This is a genomic window from Achromobacter sp., assembly GCF_057314935.1.
Genome location: NZ_DBHKZA010000065.1, coordinates 22,642 through 36,801, shown reverse-complemented (window position 1 = coordinate 36,801; position 14,160 = coordinate 22,642). Strand labels below are relative to the sequence as shown.

The window sequence follows — 14,160 nt, the reverse complement described above, 5'->3', positions numbered from 1 at the left end:
ATGTCGGTGCGCAAGCCCGTGCCGTACTGCACCCACGACACCGCGATCAGGCGGGTGCGCGCGTCCACGTGCTGCCACAGGTCATCGACCGTGTAGCGGTGCGACTGCGCTTGCGCCACCCGCACCTGCACGCCGCGGCGGCGCAGGTTCAGCCAGGGCAAGGCGTTGGTGGGATGCTCCTGGTCGTCCACGATCAGGTTGTCGCCGTCCTGCCAGGCCAGGCCCTGCGCAACGGTATTCAAGCCTTCGGTCGTGTTCTTGGTGAAAGCCAGCCGGCGCCCCTCTCCGCCGATCAGGCGGGCCAGGCGCACACGCAGCGCATCGGCGTCGCGCAGCCATTGCGGCTTGTCGCTGCGCGCATGCGTGATGCCGTCGAAGAAGGCCGCGACGGCGTCCGCCACCTTGGGCGACAGCGGGCTGGTGTAGGCGATGTTGGCGTAGGCCTTGTCACGCGTGATGGGAAACAACTGCCTGAATTCGTCCTGCCAGCTCATGCGCGACCTTCCGTGTGATTGCAACTTGGTATGCCGGAATTCTAGGTATATGACGCGAATCTGGATAAGGCTAAGTTCTTATATTCATATGACCATATAGTCGCTCGGAATTCGGCGTCGCCCCCATAGAATTCATGCCTTTCTTGCATACACACAATACGGGAACGGCATGCGATTGACTCAACTCTTCAAAGCGGCGGGCATCGCCGCGGCGCTGACGATTGCCGGCGCGGCACAAGCCGGCACGGTGGACACCATCAAGAAGCGCGGCGAACTGGTGTGCGGCGTCAGCCAGGGTTCGGCGGGGCTTTCCATCGCCGACAAGCAAGGCCGCTGGACGGGCCTGGACGCGGACCTGTGCCGCGCGCTGGCCGCCGCCGTGTTGGGCGACGCCGAGAAGACACGCTTCGTCCCGCTGAGTTCGCAGCAGCGCTTCCCGGCGCTGCAGTCAGGCGAGATCGATGTGCTGAACCGCAATACGACCATCACGTCCAGCCGCGACGCGGGCCTGGGCATCGTGTCCGCCGGCATCGTCTTCTATGACGGCCAGGGCTTCCTGGTGCCGCGCAAGCTGGGCGTCAAGAGCGCCACCGAACTGGATGGCGCGCAGGTCTGCGTGCAGCCCGGCACCGTCAACGAACAGAACCTGGTCGACTACTTCAAGAAGCATAAGCTCACGTACCGCCCGGTGGTGATCGAGAACCTGGTGGAACTGGAGCAGGCCTTCTACGCGGGCCGTTGCGACGTCTACCTGTCGGACGCCTCGACGTTGGCCGCCAGCCGCGCCGCGCGGGCCGGCAAGCCCGACGACTTCGTGATCCTGCCCGAACGCATCAACAAATCGCCGCTGGGTCCGTTCGTGCGGCAGGACGACGCCAACTGGGCAGCCATCGTGCGCTGGACCGTCAATGCGCTGGTCGCGGCCGAAGAACTGGGCATCACGGCAAAGAATGCCGACAGCCAGACGCAAAGCACCGACGCGCAAGTGCGCCGCCTGCTGGGCGTGGAACCGGGCATCGGCAAGAGCTTCGGCCTGGACGAAAGCTGGGCGAAGAACGCCATCAAGGCGGTGGGCAACTACGGCGAAGTGTGGGTCCGCAACCTGGGCGCTGCCACGCCGCTGAAGCTGGACCGCGGCCTGAACGCGCAGTGGAACCAGGGCGGCCTGCTGTATTCGCCGCCGTTCCAGTGAGTGTGATTCCCTGAACGCGGCAGGCGGGCCATTGGCCCGCCTTTTGCATTGGCAACGGCCATCATGACTGCAACGACCCTACCCTTCCCCCCTCCCGGCCCGCTGCGCCGCTGGCTGCCGTCCGTGGCCTGGATCCTGGCGCTGGGCGGCATGGCCGCCGTCCTGCTGCTGCATATCGAATCCGTACAGACGGCGCGCGGCGTCCAGGGCGGATTCGGCTTCCTGTTCCAATCCGCGGGCTTTCGCATTTCGGAAAGCCTGCTCGCCGTCTCGCCCGAAGACCCCTACTGGATGTCGATCGCGGCCGGCCTGGTCAATACGCTGACCGTGGCGGCCGTGGCCATTCCGCTTGCGACCGCGCTGGGCATCGCGCTGGGCCTCATGCGCCTGTCTTCCCATGCGTTGGCCGCGCGCTGCGCCGCCGCGATCATCGCGCCGCTGCGCAACACGCCGGTGCTGCTGCAACTATTCGTCTGGTACGGGCTGCTGCTGCGGCTGCCGGACCTGCGGCAAGCGTGGTCGCCGCTGCCTTCCGTGCTGCTGTCCAACCGCGGGCTGGCCTTGCCCGCCGTACAGGGCTGGCTGCCGTACGCCGCCGTCTTGCTGCTTGCCGTGGTGCTGGGCTGGCACGCGAAGCGCCGCTGGGGTAACGGCGCCATACTCGCCGCATTGGCCCTCGCCGCGTTGTCCTGGGCCTTGCTGCCCGCCATGCAGATCGACCTGCCGGTCAAACGCGGCTTGGGCCTGCAAGGCGGTTGGCAGCCCAGCATCGAATTCGCCGCGCTGTTGATCGGCCTGGTCGTCTTTCATGCGGCCTACATCGCCGACATCGTGCGCGCGTCGGTACGCGCCGTGCCGGTCGGGCTGGTCGAGGCCGGCCAGGCGATGGGCCTCGCCCCTTGGGGTGTGCTGCGGCTGGTGATCGCCCCCTACGCGACGCGCGTCGCCCTGCCCCCGTACGCGAACCAGTGCCTGGCACTGGTTAAGAACAGCACGCTGGCGATCGCCATCGGCTACCAGGAACTGATGGCCGTCATCAATACCGCCATCACGCAGACCGGACTGGCGCTGGAAGGCATTGCGCTGGCGGTCGCGGTCTATCTGACGCTGGCGCTTTTGCTGGGCGGCGGCTTGTCGGCCTGGAACGCACGCAATACCCGGCACGGCCCCGGCGACACCCACGGCGCTCGGCTCAGCGACCGCCCCTTGTGGCGCGCAACGGGAAGCGACCCGCATCCGTGGCGCGGCTACGTCCTGTCGACGGTGTTGGCCGTGCTGTTGGCGGGGGTGGCCTGGGCCCTGCTGGACTGGGCCGTGTTGCGCGCCGTCTGGCTGGGCGGCCCGGAGGCCTGCGCCAACGCCACCGGTGCTTGCTGGGCCGCCGTGGGGGAAAACCTGCCGCTGCTCTTCTTCGGCACCATGTCGCCCGCCGACCGCTACCCGGCCTTCATCGCCTGCGTAGCGCTGCTGGGCGGTATCGGCTTGACGCTGGGCGCTCGCCGCCTGCCCGCCCGCGCGCGCGCCGCAGCGCTGGCCATCCTGTTGCTGGTCGTCGCCGGCGCCTTGACCGGTTGGCCCTGGGGCGGCTCGCTGATCGGCCCGCAACGCTGGAGCGGCTTGTTGGTGACCTTGATCCTGGCCATCGCCGCCTTGGCCGCCGCCGTGCCGCTGGCCTTTGGGCTGGCGCTGCTGCGACGCTCCGGCAGTCGCGCCGGTGCGCTTGCCGCCGCCGGCCTGATTGAAGCCGTGCGCGGCGTCCCGCTGGTGACGCAACTGCTGTTCGCATCCTTCGTGTTGCCCATGCTGCTGGGCGGCGGAGTATCCAAGTTCAGCATGGCGCTGGCCGCGCTGACGCTGCACACCGCCTGCCTGCTGGCCGAGGTGCTACGCGGCGCGCTGCAGGCGATCCCGCCTGGCCAGATGATGGCGGCGCGCGCGTTGGGCATGCGCCCCGCCACGGCCTATGCCACGGTCATCTGGCCGCAGGCCCGCCGCATCGCCGCGCCCGCCGCGCTGGGCGTCTTCGTGGGCGCCGTCAAAGACACGTCGCTGGTCAGCATCATCGGCGTGTTCGACGTGCTGGGCGCGGCCAAGGCGGTCGTGGCCGGAACCGAATGGCGGCCTTACCACGTCGAAGTCTATCTGGCGGTGGCGCTGCTGTATTTCGCGGCCAGCCTGGCGCTGTCGAAGGTGGCGCGGCGGATGGAGGCCCGCGCCGCCTAGAACGCGTACAGACTCAGCCCGCTCAGCCCTTGTTCAACGCCGCGGCAGCCTTGATCAACGCCTTGAACGCCTTTTCATCGACGCGGTCGCCCTCGTGGATGTCGATGGCGCGCCGGGTGTTGCCGTCCAGGCTGGCGTTGAACAAGCCGGCGGGATCGGCCAGTGCCACCCCCTTGGCGAAGGTCAGTTTCACCGCCGCCTTGTAGGTTTCGCCCGTGCAGAGGATGCCGCCGTGCTCCCATACCGGTACCCCGCGCCATTTCCAGGTTTCGGCCACGCCCGGGAGGGCCTGCTTGATCCACTTGCGGACCTGGGCCAGCACGTCGCCGCGCCAGTCGTCCAGTTCGCGGATCCTGGCGTCGATCTTCTGGGAGGCGGTCGTGTCATGCGCCGCGCCAGTTGCGCTGCTGGTCTTTGTCGCCATGCGTGTTGGCCTCCTCGCCGTTATGGAATCAGCCCGCGCGCGAACCCAAAGGCGTGCGGTTCAGGAAGCGGTCGAAGGCGCTTAGATACGCCGCCTCAACCGCGGTCAGTTTGCGCTGCTTGTGCCAGGTCAGGAATACGTCCATCTCGGCCACGGATTCGGCCGGCGGCAGGCGTCGCAGTTCGCCGTTGGCCACATCCTGGCGGATCAGGTGTTCCGGCAGGAAGCTCAGCCCGATGCCGGCCACCACCATGCGCCGGACTTCTTCGATGTTGGAGGACGTGCCCACGATCCGGCCCGTGAACCCCTGCTGGTCGCGGAAGATGGTGAGCGGTGACAGCGTATCGCCGATCTGGTCGCTGGCAAAGCACACGAAGTTCTGATCCATCAGGTCTTCGATGCTGACCCGCTGTTTCGCGAACAGCGGGTGGTGGCGTCCGCAGACCACCGCATAGTGGTGGCGCAGGAACAGGCGCCGCTCCAGCCCTTCGACGGGTTTGCGGCACAGGCAGATGCCCAGCGCCGGCACGCGTTTGCTCAGTGCATCCAGGATGGCCGCGCTGGGCAGCACGTCCATGTGGAATTCGATCTTGGGGTAGCGCCGATGAAACTGCGCCAGGAAATCGTCGTACGCCGGGCTTTGCACCTTGCTCATCACCAGCAGCCGCAAGGTGCCGGCGATTTCGGCCTTGTCCTGAAGGGCGGCGTTTTCGATGCGCGCCATGGTGCCGTACATGTCCCGGGCGATCGCGTAGACCTCGTCGCCCAGGCCGGTCAGCCGGAATTCCCCGTTGCGGCGATGCAGCAGCATGCCGCCCACGGCGTCTTCCAGCCGCTTGAGCGCCTGGCTGACCGCGGGCTGGCTCAGGTGCAGCGCCTGCGCGGCGCGGCCGACCCCGCGTTCCTGCACCACAAACATGAAGGTGCGCAGCAGGTTCCAGTCCATGCGCTCGGGCGCAAGCGGCAATGAGGTGGGATTTCGGGCGGGCGGCTGGGGCATGGCGTCACGTGCGGGGTCCGGGAAAAGACAGGATCGAACCCACGCAAGCGATGCCGCGCCCCTGTGTTCAGACGCCGGCCAGCCCCGCAAAAAACCGCGACGCGTTGGATTCCAACCCTTCGATATAGTAGCCGCCTTCCTGCACGATCAGGGTCGGAAGCCGCAAGCCGCCCACCTCGCGGCCCAGCCGCTCGAAGCCGTCTTCCGTGACGCTGACCATGGCTTGGGGGTCTTTCTCGAAGATGTCGAATCCCAGCGACAGCACCAGCGCGTCCGGCTGGAACAGTTCGATCGCGCGGCGCGCCTGCGCCAGTCTGTCGAAGAACACCGACTCCGGCGAGCCGTGCGGCATCGGCAGGTTGATGTTGTAGCCGTAGCCCTCGCCCGCCCCGCGTTCGTCTTCGAAGCCCGCCACCACGGGGTAGAAGTTCTCGGGGTCGCCATGGATCGACACGTACAGCACATCGCTGCGTTCGTAGAAGATCTCCTGGATGCCCTGGCCGTGGTGCATGTCCGTATCCAGGATGGCCACGCGCTGATACTTCGAGCGCAAGCGCTGGGCGGCGATGGCGGCATTGTTCAAATAGCAGAACCCGCCGGCAGCGTCGCGACGCGCGTGATGGCCGGGCGGCCGGCAGATCGCGTAGGCGTGGCGGTCGCCCGCCAGCACGGCCTCGGCGCCCGCGACTGCGCACTGGGCGGACCAATAGGCCGACTGCCAGGTCTGCGGACCCACCGGGCAACTGCCGTCGGCCAGATAGCGGCCGGCCTTGGCCAGCACGCCGCGCAGCGCGTTGGGTTCGCGCACGAAGACGTTGGAGACGACTTCGCCGCCCCAATCGCCCGGCAGCTTCATCCAGTCCTCGTGCGCGCTTTGCAGAAACTGCAGATAGTCCAGGGAATGCACCGCCGACAACGCCCCCGCCCCATGATCGGCAGGCGCCTGCACGTCGAACCCCAGCTTCTTCGCCGCTTGCACCAGGCCGTCCAGCCGCGCCGGCACTTCCTGGGGCGTGCGCATCTTGCCGCGCGAAAAATAGGTCTGCGGATGGTGCAGCTTCTGGTCGTCGTGAAAAAATGCCTTCATGCTTGCTGATCCTTCAGTTGGAATTGCTCGGTGCGCTGGCCAACATTGCCCAGCAGCAGGACGGAAACCAGGGAAAGCAAAGAAATCGCCGAAAACAGCAACGCCAGCGGCCACCACTGGCCTTTGAAGTTCTCGGCCAGCACAGTGCCCAGCAAGGGCGTCAAGCCGCCGAAGATCGCGCCCGACAGCTGATAAGCCATCGAGATGCCGGTGTAGCGGATGCTCGTCGGAAAGCTGTCGCTGACGTAGCCCGCGATCACCGCGTAGTAGGCGCCCATGAAGAGTACCGCCACACCCACGCCCAGCGTAATACTGGTAAGCGAGCCCTGGTCGACCAGGTTGAACATGGCGTAAGGCGTGAACATCGACACGAAGGCCATCGCGCCCAGGAAGCGCAGGTTGCCGACGCGGCTGGCGATGTACGCGGCCAGCGGCGTAATGAAGAACTGCATGATCGACACGACCAGCAGGCAATCCAGGATCACCGCCCGGTTCAGGCCGACGTACTGCGTCGTGTAGGCGATCATGAACGTGTTGGTGAAGTAGAAGCCGGCAATGCCCAGCACATTGGCGCCCACGGCCAGCGCCAACAGACGGGGTGCGCCGCGCAGCACCTGTGCAAGCGGCGCCTGGGCGGGCCTGGCCGGCCTGTGCGATGGCGCGGATCTGGCGCGGTCGGCCTGCGCCTGCTTTTCAGCCAGGAAGTCCGGCGATTCGTTGACGCTTAGCCGGATCACGAAGCCCACGACCAGCAGCACCGCCGAAAACAGGAACGGCACGCGCCATCCCCAGCTGAGGAACGCCGCGTCGTCCAGGCCGGTCACCAGCTTGAACATCAGCATCGACAGGATCAGCCCGGCGGGGCTGCCCAATTGCGCGAAGGACGCGAAGAAGGTGCGCTTGCTCTTGTCCGGCGAATGCTCGCCGGCCATCAGCACCGCCCCGCCCCATTCGCCGCCCACCGCGATCCCCTGCACGATCCGCAGCAGGATCAGCAGCACGGGCGCCCAGAAGCCGATGGACGCATAGGTAGGCAACAGGCCGATCAGCACGGTCACCGTACCCATCATGACCAGGGTGATCACCAGGGATTTCTTGCGGCCGATCTTGTCGCCGATATGGCCGAAGATCGCGCCGCCCAGCGGCCGGGCGAAGAAGCCCACCGCGAACGTGCCCAAGGCGGCCAGGGTTCCGTAGAAGCCCGTGGCCGACGGGAAAAAGAGCTTGCCAAACACCAGCGCGGCGGCGGTGGCGTAGATGTAGAAGTCGTACCATTCGATCATGGTGCCGACGAAAGCGGCGGTCGACGCGCGCACCGGCTGGTGCCCCGTCGCAGTTTTTCCCCTCATGTTTATCTCTCTTAAGGTAGGTTGAGGTCTATCAGCCCGCTGTTATAGCCCTGGCCCAACCATAAGAAAAATTCTTATTTCTTATCCGCCGAATTACTTCGGCTAATGAGTAAAAACCCTTATTCCACGCATTCCGGCGCCGCGGTCTCGCGGCTAGCCAGCGGCCCCGCTCATCCGCTGCAACCACGCCGGACGCGGCGCCGCGTCCAGCCAGTTCTTCACGATCAGCCCCAGTTCGGTATCCCCCGAAATGCGCAGCCTGCGCTGAAAGAACAGGGTGTCCGCGTCGGTCTCGGCCCGAATCAGGCGGAACAAGTCGGCCAGCTTCGCGCCCAATTCCAATTCGCATGGCGCACGGCTCCACGCAGGCCGGAAGGCGCCACCGAGCACCGTAAAGGCACTGCGCAGTCCCAGGTCTTCGATGGTGATGGCGAAACTGCGGCCATCCAGTTCCGGCGGCGGCGACAGCCATTTGAGCCGTCTTGCCAACTCCAGCCCCGCCACGAAGTGCAGGGATACCGCCGGCGTGGGCAGACGGCGGCCCAATCGCGCGACCAGCGCCGGCGGATTCAGGTTCCAGGTCGCGCTCATGCCGCGGCCTCCAGCAATTCGATGCCGGCGCGGCCATGGTAGTAGCCGTTGCAACGGCCGATGCCCGCAGGTGGCGCGACGGCAGCGGGTTTGCCGCCGCAACGTGTCGCGTCCAGCGCGGCCACGGCGTCCAGCGTGCCCGCCGACTGCGGGCTGACACGCAGCACGTCGACGCCCATGCGGGCCAGTTCAGGCGCCTGCGCCAGCAAATCCAGGCAGGCGGCGGACTGCACCTGGATACCGTTGATGCCCAGGAATTCACGCGACTCGCGCGTACGCATGTCCAGTCCGTCGGGGTGTTCGATGCAGCGAAACCCGCAATCGTCCTTCTTCAGCCGGAAATGGCGGGCAGTGAAGCAGCGCGCGGAAAAGGCCAGCGCCATGCGGCCCCACACCATCACTTCGGCCGCCATGTCGGCCGGGCGCTCTTCCAGCAGCCGCGCCAGCGTGCCGCCGTCCATTTCCAGCGGCGCCACGAAGCGCACCGCGCCGCGGCTGGCCAGCCATTGCAGCGTGCCGCCGTGATAGGCGTTCACGTGCGGGCCCGCCACGAATGCGCGGCCCGCCAGGTGCCGCACGGCGCCCAGTTCGCCGGCCTCGACCATGAAGTCATCCTGGTCGCAAAGCTTCTTCAGCGCATGGGCCTCTGCCCCGGTTTCAATCAAGGTGCGGCCGGACAGCACGACGGTCTTGCCTGCGGCGCGCAGGTCGCGGGCCAGTCCCAACCAGTCGTCGGCCCGCAACTCGTGGCGCCGGCTACAGACGGTTTCGCCGATATAGAGGATGTCGGCCGCGCTGTCGGCCAGATCGGCGTAGAAGTCCAGCGTGCGCTGGCGCGGCCAGTAATAGAGCAACGGGCCGACGGATATCTGGAATGCGTTCGGTTTCATTTCCATGGACGTTCAAATGCGCCTTGGGTGACTTGGGATCCTTCCGCGTGGCGCGCCAGCAAGGCGTTCCATTCGGGCCGCGGCGAAAAACGCGCCGCGTCGGCGTGCACGCTGTCCAGCGCCGCGCGCAAGGTCGACACCACTTGCGTGACGTAGGCCGGGCTGCGCTGGCGGCCTTCGATCTTGACGGCGGACACGCCCATTTCGGCCAGGCGCGGCAGCAGGCCGATGGCGTTCAGGCTGGTGGGTTCTTCCAGCGCGTGGTCGGCCTGCCCGTCGACGTCGAAGCGGCCTTTGCACAAGGTGGGATAGGCGGCCGGTTCACCCGGCTCGTAGCGGTCGATCAAAATGCCGGACAAGCGTGCATCCATGCGGCCGTTCTCTTCCACCCAGCGCACGGCATGCGCGGGCGAACAGACGCCCTTGTTATTGGGTGAATCGCCCGTGGCGTACGACGACAGCAGGCATCGGCCTTCGGCCATGACGCACAGGCTGCCAAAGCCGAACACTTCGACTTCCACGCTGACGTTGGCGCAGATGCGCGCGACTTCGGCCAGGGTCAGGACGCGGGGCAGCACCACGCGGCGGATGCCGAATTGCTCTTTCATCAGCTCAATGGCATCGGCGTGCGTGGCGGAACCCTGCACGGACAAGTGCAGGCGCAGGTCGGGATAGCGGTCGCTGGCGTAGGCCAGCAACCCAGGGTCGGCCATGATGACCGCATCCGCGCCCAGCCCGTGTGCGGCGTCCACCGCATCGCGCCATTCCTGCGCGCGGCCCGCCTGCACGAACGTATTGATGGCGAACAGCACCTGGCGCCCCTTGCCGTGCGCCAGTTCGACGCCTGCGCGGATGTCGTTTTCGGTGAAGTTGAGCCCGGCGAAGTTGCGGGCGTTGGTTGCGTTCTTGAGCCCGAGATAGACGGTGTCGGCGCCCGCCTCGATGGCCGCTTTCAAGGCGGCGAGGCTGCCGGCCGGGGCCACGAGCTCGATGGGAGAGGTTCGAGTTTGCATGCCGGCCAGTCTAGGGTCCGGCGGGCATCCCGGCCTTGTCGCAGATCAAACCGGAATGCGGCCGCACGCAGGAATGGCGCGGTGCTATTCCTCGGAATGCAGCCCGTGTTCCACGGCGTACACGGCGACCTGCACGCGGCTGGTCAGGTTCAGCTTTTTCAGCACGTTCTGCACGTGGATCTTGACGGTGCTTTCGCTCACGTCCAGCTCTCGCGCAATGACCTTGTTGCTGGCGCCGCGCGCCAGGCACTGGACGATCTGCGTTTCGCGCGCCGTCAGCCGGTGGCGCTCGGCGTTGCCGGAAGCCTGCGCCGCCTGCGATGCCGCCCCGCGGAACTGATCCACCAGCTTGGCCGTCATGCTTTCTGCGATGACCGATTCACCGGCTGCGGCGCGGCGGATGGCGGAGGTCAGGACCTCGGCGTCGATGTTCTTCACCAGATAGCCGCGGGCGCCGTCACGCAGCGCCTGGCCCAGTTCGTCGGCTTCTTCCGAGACCGTCAGGATGATGACCGCACAGGACGGCAGGTCCTGCGTCAGCAATTGCAGCGTTTCCAGGCCGGACAGGCCAGGCAGGTTCAGGTCCAGCAAGACCACGTCGGGCTTGAGCTCCTTGGCGCGCTTGATGCCTTCCACGCCGTCGCCGGCTTCGGCCACCACTTCGAAATCGGGCTGGCGTTGCAACAGCAGGCGCACGCCCGAGCGGAATAGCGTGTGGTCATCGACAAGCAGGATACGGATAGGCATGTTCAGAACGTGTCAGGCGGCCTGGCGTTCGCTGCCAGGCAAGGTCAGCGCCACGCGCGTGCCGGCGCCGGGCTGGGATTCCAGTTTTATCATGGCGCGCATCCGCGCGGCGCGCTCCTGCATGATGTGCAGGCCCACGTGGGATTCGCCGCGCGCGGCCACTTCGGCGGGGTCGTAGCCCTGCCCGTCATCCTGGATCAACAGCGAGAAGTCACGTTCGTTGTTGACCGACACCAACACCTGACCGGCCTCGGAATGCTTGCGCACATTGGACAGCGCCTCTTGCAGGATGAACAGCACTTGCAGCTGCTGCTCGGGTGGCAACGGGCCGCCCTCGTCGCCGCCAAAGCGCAGATCGGTCTGGATGCCGGTCTGCCGGCGAAAGCGCTCCACGGTGGATTCAATGGCGGCTTGCAGGTCGCCCTGCCCCAGCTTGCTGCGGAAATTGGTCAGTAATTCGCGCACGTCCTGATAGCTTTCGTCCACGCCCGTGCGCAACAGCGGCAGAATCTCGGTGATCTCTTCCTGATCGCCGCGTTTGACGGCCGCGTCCAGCATCTGCAATTGCAGGTTCAGGAAGTTCAGGCCTTGCGCCAGACTGTCGTGCAGCCCCTGGGCGACCAGACCGCGTTCCTGCACCACCGCCAGTTGCCGCGCCTGCGCGCTGAGCCGCCGGTTATCCAGCGCCACGCCCAGGTGCTGCCCCAGGGTTTCCAGCAACTGGGAGTCCGACGGCGCCAGACGGCGTTGCTGGCGGAAATGCAGCGAATAGGATCCCAGGACTTCGTCGCGGGTCACGATGCGGAACACCGCCACGCTGGCAAAGCCCTCGCGCTGGCAATTCAGATCCAGTTCGGGCGGCGAATGGCGGAAATCCTGGATGACGATGACACCCGCCTGCCGCGTCGCGACGCCGCAGTAGCAGTCGTCCACCTTCATGCAGTGTTCAGATTCCACAAGCGCCTCCGACAGGCCCACCGACACCACCAGGTTCAGCTTTTCGTTAGTGGGGTCCAGCGCGCGGATGCTGCCGCCCTCAGCGTCGAACTGCAGCATGACGCGGCGCAGGAAGCCGTCGCACATGGCCTCGATCTCGTTGGGCTGGTTCAGAAAGGCCGCCATGTCGTACAACGCGCCGATATCGCGGTTCTGCGCGGCCAACTGCGCGGTCTTGTGCTCGACGCGCTGTTCCAGGCCGGTGTACAGGTCCTGCAGCTCGTCCGCCATGCGGTTGTAGCCACGAGCCAGCAGGCCGAACTCGTCCTGGCTTTCCACGGGCAGCCGCGTGCTGAATTCGCGCTCTGCCATGCGCTTCAGGCCGTCACGCAGACGCAGCACGGGTGCGATGATCCATAAGTACAGCAGATAGATCATGGCCAACGTGCCCGCGCTGGCGATGGCCGCCAGAATGCCTTGCGACAGGCGCAGCGACGTGGTCTTGCCGGCGTTGTCCTGTTCGATCATCCGCACCAGCTTGTCGGCGCGCGACACGAACTCCGGCAGGGTCTGCAGATAGGCGGCCGCATCGGGCTGCGCCATGGCGCGCAAGGCGGCCGGCCGCATCACGTCTTGCCAGTAGCTCGCCACGTCGTGCCATTGCGCGCGGATCGCCTCGTCGCTGGGGATGAACAGCGGACGGGCGGGGTTGCCGCGGGCCAGCCGCGCAATGGTCTCGTCCAGCACCGCGATCTGTTCCTGGGTGCGCACCTCACGGCCGGCTTGCGGGCGCATCAACTCCACCGCCACGCGTTTGGCGCGCATGCGCAGGCTGCCGGTGTCATTGATGGCGGCGCCCGCCCCTTCCAGTTGCCACGACAGCCACAGCGTCCAGCTGATCATGGACAACACCACCACCAGCGCCACCAGCGAACTGGCGATGATGCGCGTGGACAGGCGATGCCGGGGGGAAGGCAGGCCGTCAAGTCCGGAGATGGGCGAGGAAGACGTCATGAAGATCGGTACGGGCGGCGCGGTACGGTTGATAGTGTAGTCGCCTTCAACCCAGGCCCAGCGCGCCGCACAGGAAGTCCGCCACCTGCGCGGGGTCGTTCAGCGGCAGGCAGGGCAACGCGGTGTCCAGCGGCGCGTCGGTCACGATCGCCAGGAAGCTGCCGTCTTCGGCGTGCAGCGGCGGTTTACCCAGCGCGGGGCGATAGACCTCGATGCGCGGGATCGCCGCCTGCTTGAACCCTTCCACCAACACCAGGTCGGCGGGCGACAGGCGCGCCAACTGGTCCGCCAGCGACGGTTCCGGCGCATCGCGCAGTTCGTGCACGATGGCGTAGCGGTAGGGCGAGGCCACCATCACCTCCTGGGCACCCGCCAAGCGGAAGCGCGCGCTGTCCTTGCCCGGCGGCTCCATCTGGAAATCGTGATGGCTGTGCTTGATGACATTGACGCGCAGCCCTCGCGCCGCCAGCAGTGGCAGCATTGCTTCGATCAACGTGGTCTTGCCGCTGCCGGACCGGCCGGCGATACCGAAAACTGGGCTCATGCATGCTCCGTAAACAAGGGACAGACCATAGGTAAAAACGCGTCCGCCCGCGGCGAGTATGCCAGCAAAGCCCCTGCCACCAGGTCGAAGTACCAGCCATGCAGCGTCAGGTCGCCCGCCTGGACGGCGCGGCGCACGAAGGGCAATTCCTCAAGGTTGCGCAGCGAGATCAGGATGGACGCCTGCTCGCAGGCGCGCCGGCGTTCGGCGTCGGTGGCATCAGGCATCTGGCGCAGCACCTGGTGGCGGGCCGGCTCGGCGATGTCCATCCAGCGCTCCAGGTAGTCGGTTTCGCCGTCGCTGCGGGTGCGGCGTTCCATCAGCGCCCGGATGCCGCCGCAGTGCGCGTGCCCCAGGACAATAACGCGGCTGACCCGCAGTTGCTCCACGGCGAACTGTATGGCGGCCAACACGCCTTGCAAGCCACGGTCGGCGCTCGTGGGCGGCACCAGGTTGGCCACGTTGCGCACGGCGAAGATGTCGCCGGGGTCGCAACCCAACATCATGGCGGGATCCACGCGGGAATCGCAGCAGCCGATCAGCAAGGTGCTGGGGTGCTGGCCGTCTCGCAGATTGCGGTATAGCGCGGGCGCCTGTTCGTAATATTGCTGTTGAAAGCGCTGGAAGCCGCCGATGAAGCGTTCGATGTCTCCCAT

Annotated in this window: 14 protein-coding genes; 2 read left to right on the top strand and 12 right to left on the bottom strand. The window is 66.6% G+C overall.

What is annotated here, in order from left to right; genetic code table 11:
* Nucleotides 1-494, bottom strand: a 494-nt coding sequence (locus ACO6D5_RS21860) for an aminotransferase class V-fold PLP-dependent enzyme (protein ID WP_485826500.1), incomplete at its 3' end; no start/stop codon positions are given.
* A gap of 169 nt (nt 495-663) precedes the next feature.
* Between ACO6D5_RS21860 and ACO6D5_RS21855 the strand changes: the two genes are divergently transcribed.
* Entirely contained in the window at nt 664-1,686 is a 1,023-nt protein-coding gene (locus tag ACO6D5_RS21855; protein ID WP_485826499.1) for an amino acid ABC transporter substrate-binding protein, read from the top strand.
* A gap of 63 nt (nt 1,687-1,749) precedes the next feature.
* Nucleotides 1,750-3,909: an ABC transporter permease subunit gene (locus tag ACO6D5_RS21850; protein WP_485826498.1), complete on the top strand. Its 2,160-nt coding sequence runs from the start codon at nt 1,750-1,752 to the stop codon at nt 3,907-3,909.
* A 22-nt stretch (nt 3,910-3,931) separates the two neighbouring features.
* Here the strand turns inward: ACO6D5_RS21850 and ACO6D5_RS21845 are convergent, their stop codons facing one another.
* The 11 genes from ACO6D5_RS21845 to ACO6D5_RS21795 all read right to left on the bottom strand — a co-directional run bounded on the left by ACO6D5_RS21845 (nt 3,932) and on the right by ACO6D5_RS21795 (nt 14,160).
* The gene (locus tag ACO6D5_RS21845) at nt 3,932-4,333 is read right to left on the bottom strand and encodes a DUF1801 domain-containing protein (RefSeq protein WP_485826497.1); all 402 of its coding nucleotides are present in this window, start codon (nt 4,331-4,333) and stop codon (nt 3,932-3,934) included.
* Between the two features lie 28 nt (nt 4,334-4,361).
* Nucleotides 4,362-5,333, bottom strand: coding sequence for a LysR substrate-binding domain-containing protein (locus tag ACO6D5_RS21840; protein ID WP_315847315.1), 972 nt, complete (start codon nt 5,331-5,333; stop codon nt 4,362-4,364).
* A 67-nt stretch (nt 5,334-5,400) separates the two neighbouring features.
* The gene (locus tag ACO6D5_RS21835) at nt 5,401-6,420 is read right to left on the bottom strand and encodes a histone deacetylase family protein (protein WP_485826496.1); all 1,020 of its coding nucleotides are present in this window, start codon (nt 6,418-6,420) and stop codon (nt 5,401-5,403) included.
* Nucleotides 6,417-7,769, bottom strand: coding sequence for an MFS transporter (locus tag ACO6D5_RS21830; protein WP_485826495.1), 1,353 nt, complete (start codon nt 7,767-7,769; stop codon nt 6,417-6,419). Before ACO6D5_RS21830 ends, ACO6D5_RS21835 begins: the two co-directional genes overlap by 4 nt.
* Before the next feature lie 153 nt (nt 7,770-7,922).
* Nucleotides 7,923-8,360: a ubiquinone anaerobic biosynthesis accessory factor UbiT gene (gene ubiT / locus ACO6D5_RS21825; RefSeq protein WP_485826494.1), complete on the bottom strand. Its 438-nt coding sequence runs from the start codon at nt 8,358-8,360 to the stop codon at nt 7,923-7,925.
* Entirely contained in the window at nt 8,357-9,250 is an 894-nt protein-coding gene (locus ACO6D5_RS21820; protein ID WP_315529435.1) for a U32 family peptidase, read from the bottom strand. The genes ubiT and ACO6D5_RS21820 overlap by 4 nt, the downstream gene beginning before the upstream one ends.
* A complete protein-coding gene (ubiU, locus tag ACO6D5_RS21815) occupies nt 9,247-10,263 on the bottom strand; it encodes a ubiquinone anaerobic biosynthesis protein UbiU (RefSeq protein ID WP_315529427.1) in 1,017 nt (338 codons plus the stop codon). The genes ACO6D5_RS21820 and ubiU overlap by 4 nt, the downstream gene beginning before the upstream one ends.
* Nucleotides 10,264-10,347: 84 nt before the next feature.
* Nucleotides 10,348-11,010, bottom strand: a complete 663-nt coding sequence (locus ACO6D5_RS21810) for a response regulator (RefSeq protein ID WP_315529425.1) — start codon at nt 11,008-11,010, stop codon at nt 10,348-10,350.
* Between the two features lie 12 nt (nt 11,011-11,022).
* Nucleotides 11,023-12,960, bottom strand: a complete 1,938-nt coding sequence (locus ACO6D5_RS21805) for a type IV pili methyl-accepting chemotaxis transducer N-terminal domain-containing protein (protein WP_485826493.1) — start codon at nt 12,958-12,960, stop codon at nt 11,023-11,025.
* Between the two features lie 46 nt (nt 12,961-13,006).
* Nucleotides 13,007-13,504: a molybdopterin-guanine dinucleotide biosynthesis protein B gene (gene mobB, locus ACO6D5_RS21800; protein ID WP_088588208.1), complete on the bottom strand. Its 498-nt coding sequence runs from the start codon at nt 13,502-13,504 to the stop codon at nt 13,007-13,009.
* Nucleotides 13,501-14,160: a carbonic anhydrase gene (locus ACO6D5_RS21795; protein ID WP_485826492.1), complete on the bottom strand. Its 660-nt coding sequence runs from the start codon at nt 14,158-14,160 to the stop codon at nt 13,501-13,503. The genes mobB and ACO6D5_RS21795 overlap by 4 nt, the downstream gene beginning before the upstream one ends.